At 45.7% G+C, this 363-nt stretch carries 1 pseudogene; it reads left to right on the forward strand.

Annotation, left to right across the window (positions count from 1 at the left end):
- Positions 1 to 3: 3 nt before the first annotated feature.
- Positions 4 to 276: pseudogene (locus ACXADT_RS21445) on the forward strand (divergent PAP2 family protein); the annotation flags it as partial.
- Positions 277 to 363 lie beyond the last annotated feature (87 nt).

A 363-nucleotide genomic window follows, 5' to 3' on the forward strand; every position in this document is an offset into this window, starting at 1 on the left:
AACATAACATTGAAGATTTTAACGTACAAGCGGTTAACAGGGAATTGGGATTTCAAGCAGGTAGCAACAACAGGCGGGATGCCGAGCTCCCATTCAGCAGGGGTATCCGCTCTTGCGACGTATATCGCAGCAAACAAAGGCTCACGTCATACGGAAACAGCACTGGCTGCAATATTTGGTGTAATCGTCATGTACGATGCCCAAGGAATTCGCCGTCATACAGGAGAAATCGCACAACTTGTGAACGACCTTGAAGACAATATCGCTGAGATTTCAAACTCTGGTAGGTGCTGTACGTCCTGAAGTAAGTGTGGGTGTTAACCTTAGCAATACGGAACTGAACCAGTATATGCAGTAACATTA

This window comes from Anaerobacillus sp. ABR4_321, from assembly GCF_056158505.1.